Consider the following 19275-nt stretch of genomic DNA (forward strand, 5'->3'; position numbering starts at 1 on the left):
TCATTCTTTCCTTTGCTGGGTGGAAGATCCGGTGGCGAGGGCGGCGAGCTCGTCGAGCACGCGGGCGGCCCGCTCCTCCCGACGCGGGTCCCGGAAGCCGACGACCTCGTCGACGAGCACGGCGTGCGCCGCCGTGAAGAGGTCGCGCAGTCGGCGCAGGGCGGGAAGGCGGTCGGGGTTCGGGGCGGGCGAGGCGAAGGCGACCGGTTTGCCCCGCCACCCCGGCCCCCACCAGACGACGGCGTTCTCCAGCGACGCCGGCGACCGCGGGGGGACCACGACCACGAACCCGGCCGCGACCGCCAACCACGGGGCCAGGTCGCGCACCGCGGGCGGAGTCGGCACGTGGCGGTCGGCCACCTCGGGCAGGCCCGCCGCGCCCAGGTCAAGCAGGTCGGCTTCGATGCCGTGCCGGTGGCAGGCCAGGTCGGCGAGCCAGTCGGCGACGGCGCGACCGGCGGGGTCGGGGCCGTCGACGATGATCGCCATCCGCGGCCAGTCGTCCATCGGTGAGCTCCTCTCGCACGGGAACCACCGTCGCCGTCGGCGCTCCAGATCTCGTCCAGATCCACTTCGGACGGTCTTCGGGTACTGTCTGCCGGTGCGTTTCGGGGTGCTTGGTCCACTGGCCGTGTGGACGTCGGACGCTCGGCAGGTCCGGATCCCCGAGGTGAAGGTCCGCGCGCTGCTGGCCGAGCTGGTGGTCGAGGCGGGCCGGGTGGTGTCGGTCGACCGGCTCATCCACGACCTGTGGGGCGAGACCCTGCCCGCCAACCCGGCCGGCGCCCTGCAGACCCGCGTCTCCCAGCTCCGGCGCGCCCTGGAGACCGCCGAGCCGGGCGCCCGGCGGCTGGTGGTGTCCCGCCCGCCCGGCTACCTGCTGGACGTCCCCGCCGACGCGGTGGACGTCGGCCGGTTCGAGGCGCTGCTCGCCGAGGCGAGCGCCGCGAGCGACCCCCGGGTCCGGGTCGAGCTGCTCAGCGACGCCCTGGCGTTGTGGCGGGGCCCGGCGCTGGCCGACTTCGCCGACGACGAGTTCGCCCGCGTGCCGGTCACCCGCCTGACCGAGCTGCGGCTGACCGCGGTGGAGCACCGCGCCGAGGCTCGACTGGAGCTGGGCAAGCACGGCCTGCTCGCCGACGAGCTCGGCGACCTGGTGGCCCGCCACCCGCTCCGCGAGCGCCTGCGGGCCGCGCACCTGCGCGCGCTCTACCGCGCCGGCCGGCAGAGCGAGGCCCTGGCCGGCTACCGCGACCTGCGCGACCGCCTCGTGGACGAGCTGGGGGTGGAGCCCGGCCCCGAGCTCGCCGCGCTGCACCGGGCGATCCTCGACCAGGACCCGGCGCTGGGCAGCGCGCCGGCCACCGCGCCGCCGACCAACCTGCCGCACCTCCTCGGCGAGCTGATCGGCCGCGCGAGCGAGGTCGACGAGGTGCGGACGCTGCTGGGCTCCGAGCGGATGCTGACCCTGACCGGCCCCGGCGGGGTCGGCAAGACCCGGCTGGCGCTGGCGGCGGCGCGCCAGCTCGTCGACGGGTTCCGGGACGGCGTGTGGCTGGTCGAGCTGGCCGGGCTGCCGGCCACGGTCGAGCCCTGCGAGGTGGCCGAGCTGGTGGCGGCGGCGCTGGGCATCCGCGACGAGGCGGCCACGGACCTGGTCGCCAAGCTGGCGGAGGCCATGCGCGACCGGCACGCGTTGCTCGTGCTCGACAACTGCGAGCACGTCGCCACGCCGGTCGCGGAGGTGGTGGCCGCCCTGCTGCGGGCCGCGCCGGATCTGCACGTCCTGGCCACCAGCCAACGCCCGCTGGGCGTGCCCGGCGAGCTGCTGTGGACGGTGCCGCCGCTGGCCGAGCCCAGCGCGGTCGAGCTGTTCGCGGCGCGCGCGGCGGCCCGCGCGCCCGGTTTCGCCCTGACCGGGGACAACGCCGAGGTGGTCGCGGCGATCTGCCGGCGGCTGGACGGCATTCCGCTCGCCCTGGAGCTGGCGGCCACCCGCGTGCGCGCCCTGGGCGTGCACGAGCTGGCGGCCCGCCTCGACGACCGGTTCCGGGTCCTGGCGGCCGGACCCACCGGCGCGCCGGCCCGGCAGCGCACCCTGCGCGCGATGATCGACTGGAGCTGGGAGCTGCTCAGCGAGGCGGAGCGGACCCTGCTGCGCCGACTGGCCGTGCACGTCGACGGCTGGACGCTGCGCTCGGCGGAGGCGGTGTGCGGCGGGGACGACCTGGATGACCTGGACGTCGTGGACCTGCTCGCCCAGCTCGTGGACCGCTCACTGGTCACCGTCTCGACCAGGGAGCACCGCGACGGACCCCGGTACCAGTTGTTGGAGTCGGTCGCCGCCTACTGCCACGAACGCCTGCGCGAGGCCGGCGAGCTGCCCGAGCTGGAGCGGCGGCACCGCGCCCACTACACCCGGCTGGCCGTGACGGCCGACGCGCACCTGCGCGGCCCGGAGCAACAGGAGTGGTTGCGCCGCCTGGACGCCGAGGCCGCCAACCTGCGTGCCGCGCTCGACAGCGCCGCCCGGCACGGCGAGGCGCTCCCGCTGGTCAACGCGCTGGCCTGGTACTGGGTGCTGCGCGGCCGGCTCGGCGAGGGGCGCAGGGCGCTGACCACCGCGCTCGCCGGGGGCGGGCCGGCCGACGCGGCGGGCACCGCGCGGACCTGGCACGCGGCCTTCGGCCTGCGCATGGGCGAGGTTCCCCGGCCGGTCGAGCTGGACCCCGCGGCGGCGCGCCCCCGCGATCTCGACGAGCTGGTCGGGCGGGCGCGGGCGGAGTGGTTCCTCGGCTTCGCCGGCGTGGGGGTCGGCGACCCGCGGGCCGGTGAGGAGCTGGTCCGCAGGGCGCTCGCGGTGTTCCAGGCCGTCGGCGACCAGTGGGGCACGGCGGCGGCGCTGAGCACGCGGGCCCGGCAGGCCCTGGTGCGCAGCGACCTGGCCGAGATGGCCCGGCACGGCGAGCGGAGCATGGCCCTGTTCACCGAGCTGGGCGACCGGTGGGGGCAGCTGCACGCCACGTTCGGGCTCGGCACGCACGCCGAGATCGTCGGGGACTACGAGCAGGCCGCCCAGCTGCACCGGGACGGGGTGCGGATGGCCGAGGAGCTGGGGCTGTGGACCGAGATGGCGGACAAGCTGTCCGCGCTCGGCCGGATCGCGCTGCTGGCCGGCGACCACGAGCAGGCCGAGGAGCTGCACGAACGCGCCCGGCGGCAGGCCGTCGCGCAGGGGTACACGGTCGGCGAGGAGTTCGCCGAGCTCGGCCTGGCGTTGGGCGACCGCCGGCGGGGGCGGCTGGACGAGGCCGAGGCGCGCCTGCGCAAGTGGCTGGCCTGGGGCCAGAGCCTGGAGGCGCACATCGTGCTCTCCCTCATCCTCGCCGAGCTCGGTTTCGTCGCCGAGCAGCGCGGGGACGCCCACGCCGCCCGCGCGCTGCACCGGGAGGGGTTGGCGGCGGCCCGGCACACGGGCGACCGGCGCGCGGTGGCGCTCGCCCTGGAGGGCCTGGCGGGCGCGGACGCCCTCGCGGGCCGGCCCGACCGGGCCGCGCGCCTGCTGGGCAGGGCCACCGCGCTGCGCGAGTCGGTGGGCGCGCCGCTTCCGGCCGGCGAGCGCGGCGACGTCGAGCGGATCTCCGCGAGCGCGCGGGCCACGCTGGGCGAGACGGCCTTCGCCGCCGCGTTCGACCGGGGTCGGGCGCTGGACGAGTCCGAAGTGGACCTGGAGTCGTTCTGAAGCGGTGTCGGGACGTTCTCGCCACCACTGGACATTGTGGACTGATCAGCACGGCCCCACGTCGAACTCCCACGTCGAACTCCCACGTTGAGCTCCGAGTGACGTGGGGCCGTGCTGTCTCCTCAGTGCGTGATCAAGTACCTGATCAGGTGCCTGGTCAGGAGTGGATCACGAGTGCCAGTCTGTCCTCGTGCGACAGATCATGACGTGCCACGCCTGGCGGTGAGCAGCAGTCGCCGCTCGCCGAGCGCGTAGGGCTGGTCGTCGGTTCCGGCGTAGCGGGTGATGTCGGTGAAACCCGCCTCGGTCAGCACCTCGCCCAGGTGCGCGCTGGTGTAGACGTGGTGGACCGCGGCGACCTCCAGTTCCCTTGTCCCGTCGGCGAAGTGGTACCGCGTGATCAGGCGGCTCCCCTCCGCGTCGTAGCTGTTCGTCGCGGTCACGGTGATCCCGCCCGCGTCGAGCGTTCGGGGCGACGGGTCGAACGAGGGCAGAACGGACTCGGCGGCGGTCCCGCAGTCGATCACCAGGCCGCCGCCGGGGCGGACGGCGCCGGCGAGCGACCGGGCGAACTGCCGGGTGCTCGTCGGATCGAGGTAGCCGAAGCTGTTCCCCAGACACACCACGGCGTCGAACTCGCCGTCGCGGGGCAGGTCCCGCATGTCGGCGACGGTGAGATCGACCGTCAGGCCCGCTTCCGCGGCGGCCCGCCGGGCGTGGTCGACGGCCTCGGCCGAAATGTCCACACCGGACACCCGGTAACCGCGGGCGGCCAGCGCCATGCTGTGCCTGCCGCTGCCGCACGGCACGTCGAGAACCCGGGACCCGGGCGCGAGGCCGAGGTGGCGTTCGACGAACCCCACCTCGGCGGCCGTGGCGGCCTCGGGCGTGAGGCGGCGCCAGAACTCGTTGGGAAGCTCGGTGAAGAAGTGGGTGTACCAGTCAGGAGATGGATCAGTGGTCACGAGAACGCTCCTGGAGACGACATCAACAGGTCGTTGGCGATGTCATCCGGGCACGTTCGACCGCGTCAGCGGTGGCCCGGTGACTGGCTCCGGGTAGCCATGGCGTCCTCCACCATCGGTGTCGGGCGTCAGCCCGACCAGAAACCCACCGTAACCCACCCACGGCCGGCGCGGAAGCGCCGTGCGTGCCGCGCTCAGCGCTGACCGGCCTCCCGCGCCGCCCGCTCCACCCGGTTCCGGTAGTCCTCCCACCACGCCTGGTCGCCGGGAGCCAGGTTCTCGTTGCCCTTCCTCATCCCGACGGTCCCGTCGACGAGCTCCCGGACGATGTCGGCGTGCCCGGCGTGCCGGTGCGTCTCGGCGATCATGTGCGTCAGGACCTGGTGCAGCGTCACCTCGCGCCGCTCGGCCGGCCAGTGCGGCACCTGCCCCGTCGCCTCCAGCGCCAGCGCGTCGATCGTGGCGTCCGCGTGCGCGCACGCCGCGCGGTACAGCCCCACGATCTCCTCGCGCGACTCGTCGGCGGTCGCCCACATGTCCACGTTGGGTTCCGCGTCCTCGGTCAGCCACGCCGGCATCGGCTCGAACGGCCGGCCGAACACGAACCCGAAGTACCCGATCTCGCAGCCCGTCAGGTGTTTGACCAGACCCAGCAGGTTCGTGCCCGTCGGCGTCAGCGGCCGGCGGACGTCGTACTCGGAGAGCCCGTCGAGCTTCCACAGCACGGCCTCACGAGCAGCCCCCAGGTACCGGCGCAGGTCAGCCTTCGGGTCCGATCCACTCATGCCGCCGAGCATCTCACCCCGCTCCAACTGAGATCAGGACGGATGCTGGTTCCTGACGTCGGCGACCAGGGCGTGGACTCCGGCGCAGAGCAGGCGAACGCTGCGCAGGAACTTCTCGTCCTGGTCGTAGGTGGCCGCTTCGGCGACGGCCATCGGGAAGCGCTCCTGGAGATCGGCCAGCGCGGTGGCGTCCACGGTGGGGGCGAGCGACTCGCCCTGTTCCTGGAGGACGTAGCCGGTGACGTGGCTGAGCACCGCGTCGGCGGCGACGATCCGGTGCTCGGCGGGGAGTCCGGCGTCGGCGAAGGTCCGCAGGAGCCGTTCCATCAGCGACAGCGCTCCGGCGCTGAGGGCCTTCGGGCTGTCGGCGAGCAGGACGGCCCCGCCGGGGTGTTGCCGGATGCTCCGGCGCAGCGCCACCGCCTGGGCCTCGACGCGGGCCCGCCAGTCCGCGTCGTCGGGCAGCGCGGCCAGCGCGGCCGTGCCCGCCTCGTAGGCGTGTCCGGCCACGCGGTCGGCCATCAGCCGCAGCAGGACGCCCTTGTTCCGCACGTGGTAGTAGAGGCTGCCGGCGTGCACGCCGAGCCGTTCGGCGACCTGGCGCATGGACAGCCCCTGGTACCCGACCTCGGCGAAGGTGGCCATCCCCGCGTCGACGATCCGCTCCGTGGTCAACTTCACCGGCCCACCCTAACCCAGTTTCGAACACCGTTTGAATCTTGTCGGCGCATCGGTTACGGTCCTGTCCGGCAGATTCGAACGGTGTTTGATTCAAGCGGTGTTCAAAAACGGGGGGCGAGATGGACGCGCTGCTGTTCAACGTCACGACGGCGGCCCTGCTGGTGGTGCTGTTCCTGGGCGGTCGGACGGCGGTCGGGGCGGAGACGGTGCCGCAACGCCGCGTCCCCTGGGCCGCGGTCGCGCTGACCGCGGTGGCGTTGGCCGGAGTGGTGCTCCAACTGGTCTGGGCGGGCGCGATGGACGCCCTCGACTCCGACCCGGGCAAGGCCGGCTGGTGGCGCCCGATCACCTCCGTGTTCATGCAGAACGGAGGAGTGGGCGGCACGGCGTGGAACATCGGGACGCTCGCCGCCGTCGCGGCACTCGCCGAGTGGTTCTGGGGCGCACCGCTGATGCTGGCCCTGTTCGCCGCGGGCGCGCTGCTGCCCGATCTGGTCGACCGGCTGCTCGGCATGGCCAGTGACAGCGCCGACCCCCGCAACTTCGCCGGCAGCTCCGGCGCGACCTACTTCCTCGGCGCGACCACGGCGGCCGTCCTGCTGCTGCGGGGCCGCACACCCCGGGAGCGCCTGCTGGCCCTGGCCGGCCCCGCGCTCGGCCTCGCGATGTGGTTCGCCCAGGACAACGCGCACGGCCTGGTGGCGGTCGACGGCTTCCTGCTCGGCGTCGTGGTCTGGCTGCTGGCCCGCCCGGTGCTCCGCCCGGAGCGCGACCTCCGGCAGCCGCCCCGGATCACCGTCGGCGCCCTGACCACCCTGCTCCGCCGCGGCGGCACGACCGCGAAGTGACCGGCTGACCGCCGGCGGGCGCCACACGGCGCCCGCCGACGGACTCACGTCCAGAGACTCTCCCCCGAGTGGCAGATCAGCCCCGAGGGTCCGGCACCGCCCTGATCGCGAGGAATCCCGTCGGCTCCCGCGTCAGACGCTCGTAGCGGGCCGGGTCCACCTCGGCCGCCCTCGCCGTCGGCCGGGGCTCCACCAGCCGCTCGATCAGGAAGCCCGCCTCGCGGAGCTCCTCACAGGTCCGCTCCAGCGGCGCCAGCCAGTAGCGCACCCGCCACCCCTTGCTCCACACCTCCTCGATCACCCGCACGTCGAAGTAGCTGCCGCCGTGGCGCAGCCAGTCGCCGGTGGGGTGCTGCCGGGACAGCACGAGCGCCCCGTCCGGCCGCAGCACGCGCCGCAGCTCCCGGAGCACCGACGTCCTGTCGTCGACGTATTCGAGGGCGAGCGCGAACAGCACCAGGTCCACCGAGCCGTCCGGCAGCCAGTCGAGCCGGTCCGCGAGATCGTGGACGCGGAACTCCCCCGACGGAACGCGGTGCCGACACAGCTCGATCATGCGCGGGCTGTTGTCCAGCCCGGTCACGTGCGCGCCGCGCGCCACGAGCTCCTCGGCGTACAGGCCCGGACCGCACGCCGCGTCCAGAACACGACGCCCGGCGACGTCGCCCAGCAGTTCCAGGCAGGCCGGCCGGTCGTAGTGCGCGTTGTGGAAACCGTCCCGCGCGTGCTCCAGGTACTCGTCGGCGAAGACGTCGTACTGCGGATGCGAACCCACTACCTCAGTCACGGCCCCAGTCTGCCCAGACCCGTCAACCGATCTTGGGCGAGAGCGCCACCCGGACGAAAGCCACCACCGGCCGCGGCGTCGTGGCGGCGATCCAGTCGGCGGCTGCGCCGGACGCGTCGCCGAGATCAGAGGGGCCTGCGCGTGGATTGGGCCACACCTCACGCCTGTTCTTTTCAGGTTCACTAAACACGCGCTGTAGCCTGTCTCAACGAGGCTGTACCCCGGATGGCGGTATCAGCTTCACCCGGATCGCCTATCGACCCCGCTCCGCGAGCGGGGTCGCCCTGTGTCACGTGTCGATGCGGACCCAGGGCCCCGCCGGGCGGGCGGCGCCGTACGCCCGATCTCGCCCACCACGACGAAGGAGACTGGTTTGCCACGCGCAGCGAACCCGCCGCCCGCCCCGCCGGCGGAGGCGTCAGCCGCCCGGCCGGAGCCGGCGGAGCGCGGGCTGAAGGCCCGGCACGTCCGCATGGTCGGACTGGGCGGTGCGCTGGGCATCGGCCTGTTCCTGGCCTCGGGCAAGTTGATCCAGGCCGCCGGCCCCGGGCTGCTGCTCGCCTACGCCGTCTGCGGCGCCCTGGCCTACCTGGTGCTGCGCGCGCTCGGCGAGCTGGTCGTCTACCGGCCGGTGTCGGGCTCGTTCACCAGCTACGCCCGGGAGTTCCTCGGCCCGTGGGCCGAGTTCGTCACCGGCTGGACCTACTGGTTCACGTGGGTGATGGTCGGCATGTCCGAGGTGACGGCCGTGGGCATGTACGTGCAGGTGTGGCTGCCGTCGGTGCCGCAGTGGGTCAGCGCGCTGCTGGCCCTGGTCGCGGTCGGCACGGCCAACCTGGTCGCGGTGCGCCTGTTCGGCGAGATCGAGTTCTGGGCCGCGATCGTCAAGGTGGTCACCATCGTCGCGATCATCCTCACCGCGGTGGCGGTCGCGGTGTTCGGTTTCGGCGCCGAGCACGGGTCGGGCGTGGCCAACCTCTGGGGTGAGGGCGGGGTGTTCCCGCACGGCGCGCTGGCGGTGCTCTTCGCGCTGCCCCTGGCCTACTCCTCGTTCCAGGGCGTGGAGCTGGTCGGGTTGACCGCGGGCGAGGCGGAGCGCCCCCGGGAGGTGCTGCCCTCGGTGTTCCGCAGCGTGCTGTGGCGGATCGCCCTGTTCAACATCGGCGCGCTCGCCGCGCTCATGGTGCTCATCCCCTGGCACCGGGTCTCGACCTCGTCCAGCCCGTTCGTCCAGGCCTTCGACCAGCTCGGGGTTCCGGGGGCGGCGGACATCGTCAACTTCGTGGTGCTCACGGCCGCGTTGTCGGTGTGCAACAGCGGTGTCTTCGGCACCGGGCGACTGCTCATGACCCTCGGCCAGGACGGGCACGCGCCGCGCTGGCTGGGCGTGGCGAACCGGCGGGGCGTGCCGGCCAGGGCGCTGGCGGTCTCCCTGGTGGTCATGCTCGTGTCGGTGGTGGTGAACTTCCTCGCGCCGAAGGAGGCCTTCCTCTACCTGTACTCGGTGTCGGTGTTCGGCGGGCTGCTGACCTGGGCGGTCATCGTCGCCACGCACCTGCGGTACCGGAAGGCGGTCGCGGCCGGGCGGGCGCCGGCGGTGGACTTCCGCATGCCGGGGCCGCGCTGGCTCAGCTGGGTGCTGCTGGCCGTGCTGGCCCTGGTCACCGCGCTGTTCGCCGCGCACGAGGAGACCCGCGTCGCGCTGATCGTCGGCCCGGCGTGGCTCGCCGCGCTCTCCGGCGCCTACCTGGTGATCCGCCGGCGGCACCGGACGGCGCCGGCCGGGCAGCCGGAGCCGTCCGAGACGACCCCGGCCGACGTCACCGGCTGACGTCACGGGCCGACGCTGCCGACCAGACGCTGCCGGCTGACGCGTCAGGCGCAGTGCGGGCCGGGATCGAAGGGCTGCTCCCTCGGCAGCAGGGGCTGCTCGGTCTCGACGGTCTCCACCGTCTCGTAGGGCAGCACCCTGGGCGGGAGCTCGCCGAACCGCACGAAGCGCCAGAAGGCCGCCTCCGTGTCCGTCAGCTGGTCCGACGGCTCCCGGGCGTCGTCAGTGCGCACCACCTGTCCACCCCCTCCGGACGACCACTCGGCCGGTGGCCCGCCCGGGCCACCGGCCTTGTCGTCAGCGGCAAGGTTCACACAGCCCGCGCGCCCCGTCCACCCCTTCGGGGCGCTCCGCGGCCGACGATCCCCTTCATCATCCACAGTGGACAGTCAGGGGACGCCGGACCGCCGAGGGCGGCGAACCCTACTTGTCCCGGGGTTTCGCGCGGACGTGCATGCGCTCGCCCTGCGGCCCGAACAGGCTGAGGATCTCCACCGGCCCGTCCCCCGTGCTGCCGAACCAGTGCGGCAGCCGGGTGTCGAACTCGGCGGCCTCGCCCACCTTCAACACCACGTCGTGGTCGGCGAGCACCAGTCGCAGCTTCCCGCTGAGCACGTACAACCACTCGTAGCCCTCGTGAACACGCGGTTCCGGGGTGCTGCGCGAGGCGCCGATCACCATCTTGTACGCGTGCAGCCCGCCGGGCTGCTGGGTCAGCGGCACCACGGTCATGTCACCGCGCCGCGTCGGTTTCAACCGCACCCGCGGGTCGCCGACCGGTGGCGCGCCGACCAGCTCGTCCAACGGCACCTGGTGGGCGTGGGCGATCGGCAGCAGCAGCTCCAGGCTCGGCTTGCGCTGCCCGGACTCCAGCCGGGACAACGTGCTCACCGAGATCCCGGTCGCCTCCGACAGCGCCGCGAGGGTGCACTTGCGCTGCTGCCGGACCCGCTTGAGCCTCGGTCCGACGGCGGCCAGCACGTCTTCCATGGGTCTATTGCAGAAACAGCAAATAGTTTTGTCAAGTGTTGGGCCGGTGCAGCACGGTGTACCCGAGGCCGGCCGGTGCCCGGGTGTGCGGCCGTCAACGGGACGTGGCTTCGACGGCCCCGCGGTGATCGCGGCGACCGGGACGCGGGTGGCTCTCGCCGTCCGGATTCGACCAAGAGAACTGGAGCGAACGCGATGCACGCGACCGAAGACTTCGACTGGGGCGCGATGGCCGACCTGCTGGAGGCCGAGGGCGAGACGAACAGCCCCTACGTGCGACAGGCGCTCGACGAGCTGGAACACCTCTCCCCGCGCCGGGTCCTCGACATCGGCAGCGGGCCCGGCGTCGCGGCCTGCGAGATGGCCGCCACCTTCCCGGACGCCGAGGTCACCGCGGTGGACGGGACGCCGGAGCTGCTGGCCCGCGCCGAGCAACGGGCCGAGCGGCTCGGTGTCCGGCTGCGGACCCGGGTCGCCGAGTTCCCGGAGGGCCTCGCCGACCTGGGCCCGGCCGACCTGGTGTGGTCCGCTCAGGTCGTGCACCACGTCGGCGACCAGCAGGACGCGTTGAACCGGCTGGCCGGCCTGCTGGAGCCCGGGGGCACGATGGCCATCGTCGAGGGCGGCCTGCCGGCCCGCTGGCTGCCGCGCGACCTCGGCTTCGGCCGGCCGGGGCTGCAGGCCCGGCTGGACGTGGCCATGGCCGAGCGGTTCAACCAGATGCGCGCCGAGCTGCCCGGCACGGTGGCGGTGGTCGAGGACTGGCCGGGCATGCTCCGGGCGGCCGGGCTCACCGAGGTGCGCAGCAGGAGCTTCCTCGTGGACCACCCCGCGCCGCTGGCCGAGGGGCCGCGGAAGTCGGTGCGGCGGATGTTGGAGCGGGTGCGCGGCGTGGCCGCCGAGATGCTGGACGCCGAGGACGTCGCGACGCTGGACCGGCTGCTGGACCCGGCCGACCCGGCGGGGGTCGACCAGCGCGCCGACGTGTTCCTGCTGACCGCGAAGACCGTCCACTTCGGTCACCGCCCCGCGCGCTGATCCGCGAGACTGTCCTCGGCTCGTCGGTCGAGGACAGGGGTGTGCGGATGGTGTGGTCGATCCTGAGTGGACTGGTGGCGGTCGGCGCGGTCGTCCTGGTTCTGCTCGGCCACCCGTTGGTGGCCAGCGTCATGGCCCTGGTGGGCATGATCCTCGCCGTGGTCGCGGGTGAGCGGCGGAAAGCCCAGCTGCGAGCGGAGTTCCGCGACCGGTACCGCTCCGTCGAGGAGATCCTGCGGACGCACGACCTGAGCGAGATCCACCAGCTCCGCGACGAGTCGGGCGAGGTGGTGGCCGTGCGGGCCGTGCGCCGGCAGTTCCGGGGGATCTCGCTCCAGGACGCGACGACGCTCGTGCGGAGCTGACCCCGCTCCCCCGCAGGCCCCACAGGCCCCGCAATGCCCGCAGTGCCCGCAGCGGGACGCTGGGGGCGCGCCCTCCGGCGGCCGTCCGGGCCGGAGGCCACCGCGTGATCATCGGACGTCGCGCGCTGATGACGGCTGACCACGCGGTGGCCCGCAGCCGTCCGACCCGGTTCTTCCCCCTCTCGGGGCCGAGGTCGGTTCGGTTGCGGAGACCGGCTGTGCCGTGGCGTTCTGTGTCAGACTGGCCCTCTCCGAGTCCACGAGACCAAGCCGACCGCGGCGCCGTCAGCGGGTGCGGAACGAGCGTCACCCCCGCACACCGAGGGCGGTCCGGGTGAGGACCGCGATGACCCCCACCGTGCGGAACTGGGCCGGAAACGTCGTGTTCTCCCCGGGGAGCGTGCGGGCGCCCCGCACCCTCACCCGGCTCCAGGAGCTCGTGGCGCGGGCCGACCACGTGCGGGTGCGCGGCGCCGGGCACTCGTTCACCGCACTCACCGCGACCCCGGGTCTTCTCCTCCGCCTCGGCCGGCTGCCGCGTTCCGTCGAGGTCGACGCGACCGAGATGACCGCGTGGGTCAGCGCGGGGACCAAACTCGGCGAGCTGGCGCCCCTGCTGCACGAGCAGGGGTTCGCTTTGCGCACCCTCCCCTCCCTGCCCCACGTCTCCGTCGCCGGGGCGTGCGCGACCGGGACGCACGGCTCCGGTGACGACAACGAGGTCCTGGCGAGCGCGGTGAGCGCCGTCCGGCTCGTGCGGGCGGACGGTCGCCTCACCACGCTCACCCGGGACTCCGCCGACTTCCCCGGCGTGGCCGTCTCCCTCGGCGCGCTCGGGGTCCTCACCCACGTGCGGCTGGACCTGGTCCCGACCTACGAGGTCGAACAGCACGTCTACGAGGAGCTGTCCTGGCCCTCCCTCCTGGAGAACCACCGGGAGATCTTCGGCTGCGCGCACAGCGTGAGCGTCTTCACCGACTGGACGCGGCCGAGCGCGGTCTGGGTGAAACGGCGCGCCGACGGCCCTCCCGTCGATCTCGGCTGGACCGGCGCGCGCCGGGCGGTTCGGCCGCGACACCCGGTCCCGCACCTGTCGGCGGAGAACTGCACCGAACAGCTGGGAATTCCGGGGCCGTGGCACGAGCGGCTCCCCCACTTCCGCACCGGCTTCACCCCGAGCGTGGGCGTCGAACTCCAGTCCGAGTACTTCCTCCCCCTCGACCACGCCCAGGACGTGCTGCGGGCGCTCGGGGATCTCGCGCCGGTGATGTCACCGGTGCTCCAGGTGTCGGAGGTCCGCACGGTTCGGGGCGACGCGCTGTGGCTCAGCCCGAGCTCCCGGCGGCCGAGTCTGGTCGTGCACTTCACCTGGGTTCTGGACGTCGACGCCGTGACCCGCGTGCTCCCGGAGGTGGAACGCGCGCTCGCCCCGTGGTCGCCGCGACCGCACTGGGGCAAGCTCTTCGCCACACCACCCCAGGTGTTGCGGACCAGGTACGACCACTGGTCCGACTTCCAGCGGCTGCGCCGGGAACTGGACCCCACGGGCAAGTTCGGCAACCCGCTGGTCGAGTCGTACTTCCCGGGCGGGGACTGACACCTGGCCGCGTGGAGCGCAGCCGGCCGAACATTCTGTCCACTGTGGACGGATGGGACGGTCAGTCGCGGTAGTAGTCGGCGACCACGCCGAACGCCGCCTTCGGTTCCCAAGCCATGTCGGGGTAGGCGACACCGCGTCGGTCCTCGAACACCCGCACCACACCGTAACTGGCCAGATCCAGGTCCTCTCGCGGGTCGTCCCGGTGCGGCAGGTGGTAGTTGGCGAAGGTGTAGACGAACGCGGTGTCCACGCCCTCCTCGGTGAAGATGTCCAACAACTCCCGCAGGTGCGCGGCCTGTTCGGCCTCGTCCCGCGCGTAGTCACCGGTCAACCGGACCGGGTGGGGTCCGTCCCACTCCACGATCTCGCCGCCCCGGGCGCCGCGAGCCGACGCGCCCCGGTAGGTGCAGCAGCCGAACTCGGTGATGGCGACCGGTTTCCCTTGCGCGACCAGGCTTCGCACGCCCTCGACGAACTGGTCGGCGACCTCGCTGGTGCGGTAGAGGTCGACCGAGACGACGTCGAAGGGCGTCCAGTCCACGCCCTCGAACGGGATCGAGGCGTAACTGACCTTGCCGCCGAAGCGTTCCCGCACGACCCGCACGGCCCTGCCCAGGAACTCGTTGATCCGCGCCGGAAGCTCCGCCATCAGCTCGGGCAGGCGGGGATGGCGCTTGAGCAGGACGTCGATCCGCTCCTCGGAGGTGTCGCCGGGCAGGAACCCCCGGTTGAACAGGCTCAGTTCGGCGCCGGTGACGAGGACGATCTCGGCTCCCCGCTGGCGGAGCCGCTCGGCGCGGTCGGCGCAGTCGGCGAGGAGCTCCAGCATCTCCTCCGGGGTGAGTTGGTAGGTGAACGGGGAGAACCAGACCGCCATGCCGAGGTCGGCGGCGTGGCGGGCGGCGATCTCCAGGCGCTCGGGATCGCCGCCGGTCACGCGGACGACGTCGCAGTGCAGGTCGTCGCGGATGACGCGCATCTCGCGCTGCACGACGTCGGGGTCGAAGGGTTCGTGGGTGGTGGTGACACCGTTGAGGAAGCCGGTGTCGTAGCTGATGCCCTTGCCGCGCATGGGTGCGCCGCCCTTCCTGTCCTGGTCTTGGTCCTGGTCCCGCGCCGGTCCCCGGTCGGGACCTCGGTCGCCCCGACCTTTCTTAAGGTACTCGAAGTACCCTAATAGGCAAGTGAGCAGCTCACAGAGTGAGTTGGTAGGGTACGGGCAGTACCGAGGAGGGAGGGCACACGGTGGATGACCCGACACCGGAGCCGAGCTCCGGCCCGTCGCGGCGGCGCGGGGCCGTCCTGGAGGAGGCCATCCTGCGTGCCGCGGTGGAGGAGCTCACCGAGTCCGGGTACGCCGGTCTGAGCATGGACCGGGTCGCGCGGCGCGCGGGCACCAACAAGAACGCGATCTACCGCCGCTGGCCCAGCCGCGCCGCGCTCGGCGTCGCCGCGTACCGCCGGCTCGCCGAGGTCGAACTGCGCCCGCCCGACACCGGCGAGCTGCGCGGGGATGTGTTGGCGTTGCTGCGGCAGATCAACTGCGACCTGTCCTCGTCCAGGAGCGACATCCTGCGCGGCCTGCTGGCCGGCGTCGGCGACGACCCGGAGCTGCTGACCCAGTTGCGGGAGCAGATCAACCAGGGCGGCGCCGGGGTCTGGCTGACGGTCCTGGGGCGCGCGGTGGCCCGCGGCGAGGTGCGCCCCGAGGCCCTGCACCCCCGGGTCGCCACCGTGGCCGTCACGCTGCTGCGCAACGAGTACGTCACCCAGGGGATCACGTCCGTCACCGACGGCGTGCTCGTCGAGATCGTCGACGAGGTGTACCTGCCGCTGGTGCGCGCACGCGGTTCGACGGCCGGGTGACCACTCTCGGCACGGGGAGGAGCGGGGCGGTTTTTCCGCTGTGCCGCAGGAAGTTCCTCCGGCGCGGTTCGGTTGTGGACCGAGCGGGCGTGGCACGGCGGCCACGACGTCGCCCGCTGTGGTGATGACCACCCGTTCTCGACTGACCAGGCGATCTTTGGTCGCGGCCGCCTCGTGCCGCCCCGGACGTGTCGGTCGATCATGCGATTCTGGTGGGTATGAGCGTCGACACACCCCGCCGGATCGTTCTTCTTCGACACGGCAAGGCAGAGGCGTTGGCGGAGAGCGACCACGAACGCTCGCTCCTGGACCGGGGCCAGAAGGACTCCGTCGCCGCCGGCCGCTGGCTCGCCGGCAGCGGGGTCACCCCCGAGCTGACCCTGTGCTCCACGGCCGTCCGGGCCCGCCAGACCTGGAAGTCCGCCGCCGCCGAACTCCCGCAGCGCCCCAGGACCGTCTACGAGGAGCGGTTGTACGAGGCCTCGCTCGGGGAACTGGTCGCGCTGGTGAACGAGACGTCCGACGAGGTCGCCGATCTGATGCTGGTGGGGCACAACCCGGGGCTGCACGCCCTCGCGGACGCGCTGACCGGCGAGGCGGAGGGCGACCTGGTGGCCAGGATGAACCGCGGCGGCTTCCCGACCTCGGCCCTCGCCGTGCTGACCTTCACCGGCTCCTGGCAGGCGGTGGAACACGGCGTGGGGCGGCTCGTGGCGTACTGGACGCCGCACACCTGAAGCGCACTGCCCCCACCAGCCGTGACCCGGACGCGGGCCGGGACGCCACCGCGCGCCCCGGCCCGTCCAGCCCCCTGGCGACGAGCCGGAGCGGGATTACTATGACGGCATGGTTCGTGTTCCCCTGACCGCCGTGGAACGGCTGCGCGGCGAACGCCTGGGCGCGGTGCTGCGGCGGGCGCGCGGCACGAGGAGCATGCCGCAGGTCGCCGTCGCGGCCGGGATCTCGCCGGAGACCCTGCGCAAGATCGAGACCGGGCGGGCGCCGACACCGTCCTTCTTCACCATCGCCGCGCTCGCCGCGGCCCTGGATCTCTCCCTGGACGAGCTGTTCGCGGCCTGCCAGGTCGAACCGCCGCTGTCCGCCTCCGCCTGATCCAGCTCGGAGGGCGCGGCGTCCTGCCGTCCTCGTCGTGGCGGTACTCGTCCCCTCCACCTACGGACATCGGCCCCATTCCCCCGCTCACACTGCTGGGGGGTATTTCCGGCTCACGGCGGAAAGGTCCCGACACAAGGTGTAGCCAGCTACCGGGGTGGGGCCCTACCGGCCAGCGGCCTCACGCTGCGTGACAGAGCATCCCGTGACAGCGAGTGCCGACGGGGCCGCGGCAAGGGGGTGACGATGCCGCGCCAGGGGCACGACAACGGGCAGACCCCCGCGCTGCGGATCGGCCTCACCTACGACCTGCGCGGCGACTACCGCTCCCGGGGCTGGTCGAACTCGGCCACCGGTGCGAGTTGGTGGGCACTGTCCGCGACCTCGCCTCGGCGCTGGTCGCCGGCGCGCGCTCGGACCTGGTCCTCCACACCGCCGAGGGCGAGCGCGGGTTCGGCCGCGAGGCCCAGGTACCGGCCCTGCTGGACGTCTACGGCGTCGACTACACCTTCGGCGACCCGCTCGCCCACGCGCTGTGCCGGCACAAGGGCGTGGCGAAACGGGTCGTGCGGGACGCGGGGCTGCCCACCGCGCCGTTCGCCGTCGTGTCCGCCCCGGAGGAGCTCACCGGACTCGATCTGCCGTACCCGCTCTTCCTCAAACCCGTGCCGAGAGCAGCAAGGGCATCACGGCGGGCAGCCTCGTCGACAGCCCCGCGCGACTGCGCTCCGAGTGCGCGCGCCTGTGGCACGACGGACCTTCCCTCCGGGGTGGGAGTTCACCGTGGGACTGCTCGGCACCGGCGCCTCCGCGGGTGCTCGGGGTCGGCGAGATCGTGGCCGACGACTCGGCCAGCCACGTCTGCTCCTTCACCACGAAGGCCAGGCTGCCGGAGCTCTTCCACCCGTGCTCGGCACACGACCGCGAGGCGAACCGGGCCGCGGCGACCGCGCTGGCCGCATGGCGGCTCCTCGGCGGCAGGGACGCCGGGCGGATCGACCCGCGGGCCGACGAACACGGCGTTCCCCAGTTCCTCGAAGCCAACTCCCCGCCCGGGCCGCGGCCGGGCTACTCCTGCCTGGTCGACCTCGCGCCGGAAGTCGGGACCTACCGCGACCTGATCGCGGCGATCGTCCACTCAGCACTGTCCCACCGCCGCGCACGGCGCGCGCCGGGTGACCCCGCCAGGTCCGGCGAACTCCGCCACTCCCAAGGGATTCCGACATAGGGGACGACCCGCCGAGACACGTCCATAGTGGACAGTAGCGGCGCGTGGACGACCTGCGGCGAGTTCCTTCCCGTTCCCTGTCCCCACGCGAACCACGCAACGCGGTGCCGCCATTCGTTCTGCTGCCAGCACGAGCACTGGTGCGAATAGCCGACACCGACGTTCGTAGGTTGTCGGCTGTCCGGACGCGGCGTACCGTGCTGCCGGCGCACACCGCACCTTCCGACGCCCCGGCGATCCCGAGGCGCCATCTGACGTTGTTCCTTGCCTCAGCGCCCTGTCAGCGTGATCCTGGTCAGTCCTGAGGGGGAACGAACGCGCCCGGACCGCGGTGAGCCCCCTCGTCGTCGCCCCAGCGACGCGGCGATCTCCGGCGCGTGAGGCTCGTGTCGACGCGCACGGCCGTGCTTCCGACCGAGCGGGAGGGTTGGCGATGACGGACGAGATGCGGAAGCGCGTCGACGCGTCGGACGAGGTGTCGTTCGAGAAGGTGTTGCGCGCGGCCATCCACCGCAGTGGCCTCGGCCTGGAGCGGATCCGGCATCGCCTGGCGCAGCGGGGGTGTCAGGTCAGCGTCGCGACGCTCAGCCACTGGCAGTCCGGTCGACGCCGGCCGGAGCGGCCCGAGTCGCTGGCGGCCCTGCCGTTGCTGGAACAGGTGCTCGCGCTTCCCGACGGCGCGCTGACCTCGCTGGTGGGACGCCCGCGCCCCCGGGGTCTCAGCAGGAAGGGGCAACGCCGTCTGCCGGCCGAGACGGTGTGGTCCAGCGAGCCGCGAATGCCCGTGCTGCTGCGCAGCGTGGACTTCGAGGACGAGTACCTCGTCCGGCTCAGCCAGCACAACCTGGTGCGCATCGGGCCGGAGGGCGGCGAGCGGACGGTCCGGGTGCGGCTGGTGCTGCGCGCCACCCGCTCCGGCGTGTCCCGCATCTCGGTCGCGTGCGTGCTGGACGGCCCACACCACCTCAGCCCGTTGATCCGCCCACTGCGCCACTGCTCGGTGGACAACACCAGGTACCTCCCGGACCCGGGGTACCTGGTCGCCTCGGTCGTGTTCGACCGGGAGCTGGCGCGGGGCGAGTCGCTGATGGTGGAGTACGAGGTGCTGACTCCGACACCGCGTCAGCGAACCACGTTGTGGGAGAACAAACTCCGTTTCCCGGTGCACGAGTACTACTCCGAGATCTGCTTCGACCCCCGGGCGGTGCCCGCCCGCTGCGCGTGGAAGGTCACCGACGACAAGAACGTCACGCGGGGCGGTGAGCTGTCCCTCGACCCGTCGCACTGCGTCCACCTGGCCGTCTCCGACGCCAGTCCCGGGCGCTACCGGATTTCGTGGCAGTGGTGACGGTTCCGGTGCGGCGGTCACGGCGTGGTCCGTTGTGCCGTTCGGAACCGTTCCAGCTACTCCACGGGGCCGACGTCGGGAGACCGGT

At 73.0% G+C, this 19275-nt stretch carries 20 protein-coding genes; 11 read left to right on the forward strand and 9 right to left on the reverse strand.

What is annotated here, in order from left to right; genetic code table 11:
- Nucleotides 1-507 carry an NAD(P)H-dependent oxidoreductase gene (locus BUE43_RS22630; protein WP_073486535.1) on the reverse strand — a complete coding sequence of 169 codons (507 nt, stop codon included), beginning with the start codon at nt 505-507 and terminating at the stop codon, nt 1-3.
- Between the two features lie 94 nt (nt 508-601).
- Between BUE43_RS22630 and BUE43_RS22635 the strand changes: the two genes are divergently transcribed.
- Nucleotides 602-3742: an AfsR/SARP family transcriptional regulator gene (locus BUE43_RS22635; protein ID WP_073486537.1), complete on the forward strand. Its 3141-nt coding sequence runs from the start codon at nt 602-604 to the stop codon at nt 3740-3742.
- A 200-nt stretch (nt 3743-3942) separates the two neighbouring features.
- Here the strand turns inward: BUE43_RS22635 and BUE43_RS22640 are convergent, their stop codons facing one another.
- The 3 genes from BUE43_RS22640 to BUE43_RS22650 form a co-directional block, all read right to left on the reverse strand.
- Nucleotides 3943-4707 carry an SAM-dependent methyltransferase gene (locus BUE43_RS22640; RefSeq protein ID WP_073486539.1) on the reverse strand — a complete coding sequence of 255 codons (765 nt, stop codon included), beginning with the start codon at nt 4705-4707 and terminating at the stop codon, nt 3943-3945.
- Between the two features lie 194 nt (nt 4708-4901).
- Nucleotides 4902-5492, reverse strand: coding sequence for a DinB family protein (locus BUE43_RS22645; RefSeq protein ID WP_200797637.1), 591 nt, complete (start codon nt 5490-5492; stop codon nt 4902-4904).
- Nucleotides 5493-5525: 33 nt separating this feature from the next.
- Entirely contained in the window at nt 5526-6173 is a 648-nt protein-coding gene (locus BUE43_RS22650) for a TetR/AcrR family transcriptional regulator (protein ID WP_073486541.1), read from the reverse strand.
- A gap of 119 nt (nt 6174-6292) precedes the next feature.
- Between BUE43_RS22650 and BUE43_RS22655 the strand changes: the two genes are divergently transcribed.
- Nucleotides 6293-7021, forward strand: coding sequence for a hypothetical protein (locus BUE43_RS22655; RefSeq protein ID WP_073486543.1), 729 nt, complete (start codon nt 6293-6295; stop codon nt 7019-7021).
- Between the two features lie 76 nt (nt 7022-7097).
- Here the strand turns inward: BUE43_RS22655 and BUE43_RS22660 are convergent, their stop codons facing one another.
- Nucleotides 7098-7808 carry a class I SAM-dependent methyltransferase gene (locus BUE43_RS22660; RefSeq protein ID WP_073486545.1) on the reverse strand — a complete coding sequence of 237 codons (711 nt, stop codon included), beginning with the start codon at nt 7806-7808 and terminating at the stop codon, nt 7098-7100.
- Between the two features lie 373 nt (nt 7809-8181).
- Between BUE43_RS22660 and BUE43_RS22665 the strand changes: the two genes are divergently transcribed.
- Entirely contained in the window at nt 8182-9639 is a 1458-nt protein-coding gene (locus BUE43_RS22665; protein ID WP_234995856.1) for an amino acid permease, read from the forward strand.
- Between the two features lie 44 nt (nt 9640-9683).
- Here the strand turns inward: BUE43_RS22665 and BUE43_RS22670 are convergent, their stop codons facing one another.
- Nucleotides 9684-9872 (reverse strand): hypothetical protein, encoded by a 189-nt coding sequence (locus BUE43_RS22670; RefSeq protein WP_073486861.1) that lies wholly within the window; start codon nt 9870-9872, stop codon nt 9684-9686.
- A gap of 190 nt (nt 9873-10062) precedes the next feature.
- The gene (locus BUE43_RS22675; protein ID WP_073486547.1) at nt 10063-10629 is read right to left on the reverse strand and encodes a helix-turn-helix domain-containing protein; all 567 of its coding nucleotides are present in this window, start codon (nt 10627-10629) and stop codon (nt 10063-10065) included.
- A gap of 195 nt (nt 10630-10824) precedes the next feature.
- Between BUE43_RS22675 and BUE43_RS22680 the strand changes: the two genes are divergently transcribed.
- From BUE43_RS22680 to BUE43_RS22690, 3 genes are all read left to right on the forward strand, one after another.
- Nucleotides 10825-11667 carry a class I SAM-dependent methyltransferase gene (locus BUE43_RS22680; RefSeq protein WP_073486549.1) on the forward strand — a complete coding sequence of 281 codons (843 nt, stop codon included), beginning with the start codon at nt 10825-10827 and terminating at the stop codon, nt 11665-11667.
- A gap of 47 nt (nt 11668-11714) precedes the next feature.
- The gene (locus BUE43_RS22685; RefSeq protein WP_143174321.1) at nt 11715-12032 is read left to right on the forward strand and encodes a hypothetical protein; all 318 of its coding nucleotides are present in this window, start codon (nt 11715-11717) and stop codon (nt 12030-12032) included.
- Nucleotides 12033-12378: 346 nt separating this feature from the next.
- Nucleotides 12379-13629 carry an FAD-binding protein gene (locus tag BUE43_RS22690; protein ID WP_073486620.1) on the forward strand — a complete coding sequence of 417 codons (1251 nt, stop codon included), beginning with the start codon at nt 12379-12381 and terminating at the stop codon, nt 13627-13629.
- Nucleotides 13630-13690: 61 nt separating this feature from the next.
- Here BUE43_RS22690 and BUE43_RS22695 read toward each other — a convergent pair whose 3' ends face one another.
- Nucleotides 13691-14704 (reverse strand): hypothetical protein, encoded by a 1014-nt coding sequence (locus BUE43_RS22695; RefSeq protein ID WP_073486622.1) that lies wholly within the window; start codon nt 14702-14704, stop codon nt 13691-13693.
- Nucleotides 14705-14877: 173 nt separating this feature from the next.
- Between BUE43_RS22695 and BUE43_RS22700 the strand changes: the two genes are divergently transcribed.
- From BUE43_RS22700 to BUE43_RS22710, 3 genes are all read left to right on the forward strand, one after another.
- A complete protein-coding gene (locus BUE43_RS22700; protein ID WP_073486624.1) occupies nt 14878-15498 on the forward strand; it encodes a TetR/AcrR family transcriptional regulator in 621 nt (206 codons plus the stop codon).
- Between the two features lie 218 nt (nt 15499-15716).
- Nucleotides 15717-16235 carry a SixA phosphatase family protein gene (locus BUE43_RS22705; RefSeq protein WP_073486626.1) on the forward strand — a complete coding sequence of 173 codons (519 nt, stop codon included), beginning with the start codon at nt 15717-15719 and terminating at the stop codon, nt 16233-16235.
- A 109-nt stretch (nt 16236-16344) separates the two neighbouring features.
- A complete protein-coding gene (locus tag BUE43_RS22710; RefSeq protein WP_073486628.1) occupies nt 16345-16611 on the forward strand; it encodes a helix-turn-helix domain-containing protein in 267 nt (88 codons plus the stop codon).
- Nucleotides 16612-16931: 320 nt separating this feature from the next.
- Here the strand turns inward: BUE43_RS22710 and BUE43_RS22715 are convergent, their stop codons facing one another.
- Nucleotides 16932-17156, reverse strand: a complete 225-nt coding sequence (locus BUE43_RS22715) for a hypothetical protein (RefSeq protein ID WP_143174322.1) — start codon at nt 17154-17156, stop codon at nt 16932-16934.
- Between the two features lie 269 nt (nt 17157-17425).
- On the opposite strand from BUE43_RS22715, the gene BUE43_RS34330 reads away from it, so the two are divergent.
- Nucleotides 17426-17839, forward strand: a complete 414-nt coding sequence (locus BUE43_RS34330; protein WP_073486632.1) for a D-alanine--D-alanine ligase family protein — start codon at nt 17426-17428, stop codon at nt 17837-17839.
- Nucleotides 17840-18272: 433 nt separating this feature from the next.
- On the forward strand, nt 18273-19187 hold the full coding sequence (locus tag BUE43_RS22725; RefSeq protein ID WP_073486634.1) for a helix-turn-helix domain-containing protein: 915 nt from the start codon (nt 18273-18275) through the stop codon (nt 19185-19187).
- Nucleotides 19188-19275: the final 88 nt, after the last annotated feature.

This window comes from Streptoalloteichus hindustanus (assembly GCF_900129375.1).
GTDB classification, from domain to species: domain Bacteria; phylum Actinomycetota; class Actinomycetes; order Mycobacteriales; family Pseudonocardiaceae; genus Streptoalloteichus; species Streptoalloteichus hindustanus.